The organism is Streptococcus parasanguinis (assembly GCF_015556095.1).
In the GTDB taxonomy this organism is placed as follows: domain Bacteria; phylum Bacillota; class Bacilli; order Lactobacillales; family Streptococcaceae; genus Streptococcus; species Streptococcus parasanguinis_Q.
Window position 1 is genome coordinate 1 of the sequence record NZ_JADNLT010000028.1, and the last position, 3,353, is coordinate 3,353.

At 35.9% G+C, this 3,353-nt stretch carries 1 protein-coding gene; it reads right to left on the bottom strand.

All coding sequences use genetic code 11. The features are described 5' to 3' along the window. On the bottom strand, positions 1–3,353 hold a 3,353-nt coding region (locus tag I2E70_RS10430; protein ID WP_195424687.1), incomplete at both ends, for an SEC10/PgrA surface exclusion domain-containing protein.

The following is a 3,353-nucleotide window of genomic DNA, read 5'->3' on the forward strand; positions in this document are numbered from 1 at the left end:
GAAATCATCTTGTGATCTACTTTATCGTTAAAGACTTCGCTTTGTCTTGTACGAGTATTTAAATAGGCTTCCCTAACAGCTTCATATTGGGCAGTTGCATCCAATTGATCTTGTAGAAGTGTTTTAAGTTTAGCTTCCTCTCTTGCTACATTCTCAAGTGCTAAACGGTGCTCTTCAACTGCATTGTCATATGCTCCTTTTGCTTTCATCAAATATGCATCTGCATTTTCAAGATGATCCAAAAGTGTTTCTAAAGCAACTAAGTTAGTCTTTAATTTAGAAATTTCATTCTTAATTTGACTTTCTTTAGCTTTTAACTCTTCAACTTTATTCTGACGGTTTCTGAGTTCTGCTTCATCCGTAGCTTTTTTAGCTTTAAGATCTGAAAGAACTTTAAGTTCTTTATCCAATTCTGCACGCGCATCTGCTAAAACTTTTTGTTTTGTTTGAATATCTGCATTAAGATTATCAACTGCTGTTTGTGCTTTGACATAACGAGTTTTGGCAGCAATCAATTTTTGAGAAGCTTCATCTAAATTCTTTTGTGCAAGAGGTGTCTTATCTGAGATTGAATTTAATCTTGCAATCGTTTGACGTGTAGTTGTTAAGGCTGCCAAATGTTTTTCATGAATTTTAGTTACTTCATCTAAATTTTTTCTTGCAGTCTTATCTGCTATTTTTGCTTTTTCAAGCTCCTCTTTTGCAGTTTCTAATGCTTTTTGCTTAACTTTAAGGTCTGCATTTAAGTTATCCAAAGCAGTTTGAGCTTTGGTATATCTTGTTTCAGCTTCTTCTTTTAGTTGTTTCGCAGTGTCGTATTTCTTTTGTGCACTTGGAGTTTGATCAGGAACTGACATTAATTCTTCTACAAGTTTTTGAGTTTGTTTCAGATTTTGATTCGCATTTTGATTTTCTAGTTTTGTTTTTTCAAGATCAGATTTAGCTTTTACTTCTGCTTTTGTAGCTTGGTCTAAATTATCTTTTGCACTTGCTAAAGATTGACGCTTGCTTTGAATATCAGCATTTAATTGATCAAGTGCACTTTGAGCCTTATTAAATTGGGTTTGTGCTTCATTATAGTTTTGTGTAGCGTTCTCCAATTTAATAGTAGCGGCAGGTGTTTGGTCAGGAGTAGCTTCCAGAGCATCTAATTTTGCTGTCGTTTCTTTGAGAGCTTTTGTACTTGAATCATTTTCTGATTTAGCTTTTTCCAAACGTTTCTGTGCAGAATCATTTGCTGTATTTGCTGCAGTCTGCTTAGCTTTAGCAGCTGTTAATTCATCTTCCATTTTTGAAGTATCAAATGGAGTAGCTAGAGGTTTGGCAATTCCTTTATCATAGTAATCATCAACATTTACAAAATGATATTCTCCAGTTTGTTCATCTTTAACGTATTCAAGATGAGCATCTTGACCTTTAAATTTAATAAAGTGCATGCGCCCAACGCCATTGGCGGTAAAGCTATTTGCGGCCCCGACAGCACAAGTTTTTGTAGGGGCTTTTTCACCAATCATGAGTTTCATGTGACCGAAGTAAGCATGAACATCGTTTGTAATAAAGCTAATCACTGCATCATACACTTCACGATATAATTGAGACATTGTAGCTTTACGAGTTTCTTTAGCTTCTGAATAGTACCCTCCATATCCGAGCAAAGTGTTGTTGAAGCTCATATTTTCTCCAGCCCATGCAATTGACTCAAGGCCGTCTTTCGCCAGAGCTGAATCACTGTGTCCTGAGCCATATGGTTTATTTTCATCAGCGTAAGCTTTTGCAATATTTTTAATCCCTTGAACAGATTCTTTAGTAACTATAAAATCATGGTTTCCCCAGACTTGGTCTTGCAGATTGTTTGCGAGAAGCACATAATATTGACTCAAAGCTTCAATCTGTTTATCTGTAAGATTATCCAAATCGACTTCAGAGTCATCGATAGGCAAAACAATATCCTTATTTGGCCAACCTTTGATAACAATATTTTGGTGTTCAGGAGAATATTCCGTTTCTGGAGTACCAAAATCATACTTACTACCTGTGAACCATTTTTGAATAAGATCGTTTAAGGCATTTTTATTTGCATCTGAGTCATCGGCAAGATAAGCCTTGTAGGCATCAATGACATCCTGAGGCAATTGAGGAATAGTAAGATTTTTAATTGCTGCAATTTGTTTATTGAGCGTTTCAACCGCTTGACCAGCCTTCTCTTTATTCTCTTTTGCTTCCTGAGCTGCTGATGTAGCACTCGCTAGCTCATTTGAAGTTTCATTTACTTTTGCCTCTTCTTGGTTTTTCTTGGTAGTTAAAGCAGAAATTTCCGAAGCTTTCTTAGCATCATTTTCTTTAGCTGTTTTGAGCTCTTCTTCTGCACTAATCTTACTATTTTGTTTATTTGCTAAATCATTTGCTTTGCTATCACGATTTGCGATTGTTTGGGCAAGTTGTGATTCAGAAGCATCAAGATTACTTTGCGCTGAAACCTTATTTTCTTGAGCTTTCTTTAGATTCTCTTGTGCTTGTTTTTGTTTTTCCTCAGCAGATGACAAATTTGCTGCCGTTTCTTGGCTTTTCTTTATTTGATCTGCTTCAACTGATTTTGCATTTTTTAATGCAGTAGCTTTTTTATCATCCGCTTCTTTGGCACGATCGAGTTCTTGTTTAGCTGTATTTTCAGTTGCTGTTGTAGCATCTAAATTTTTCTTAGCAGCATCACGTTCTGCTAAAATTTCTTCAACGCCAGTACCGTCTAAAACTTTCTGAGCAGTTTCTTTCTCTTTTTGAGCCTTCACTAATGCATTTGCTGCTTCTTCTGCAACCTTTTTAGCATCTGCTAATTGTTTTGCAGAAACTTGACTGGCACTAAGTTGCGTTTTTTCATCAGCAGAAGCTTTACTGAGTTCTTCAGCTTTATTTTTGTCTTCGCTAATAGCATTTTCCAAAGCCTTTTTCGCTGCTTCTTCTGCTGATTCTTTTTCCGATACATCACTTTTTGCTTTGTCTCTTTCGGCAATGATTTCTGATGCTCCAGTACCATCAAGATTTTTTTGTGCAGTTGCTACTGCTTCCTCAGCTGTCGAAACTTTCTTTTCTTGCTCTGAAATTTTATCTTGATCTTTTTTAATAACTTCTGATTGCTGATTACGTTCTTTCTCAGCTTCTAGAACTTTATCAGATGCATCTTTTAGTGATGTTTCCTTTTTCTCAATATCAGCTTTTACTTCTGATATTTCATTCTTCGTTTTTTCAATTTTTTCAGGCGTAGCTAATTCTTTATTCGCCTCAGCATTCTTTAAGTCAACATTTGCATCGGAAACTTTTGATGCAGCGGTTGCTTCCGAAGCCTTAGCGTTTTCTAA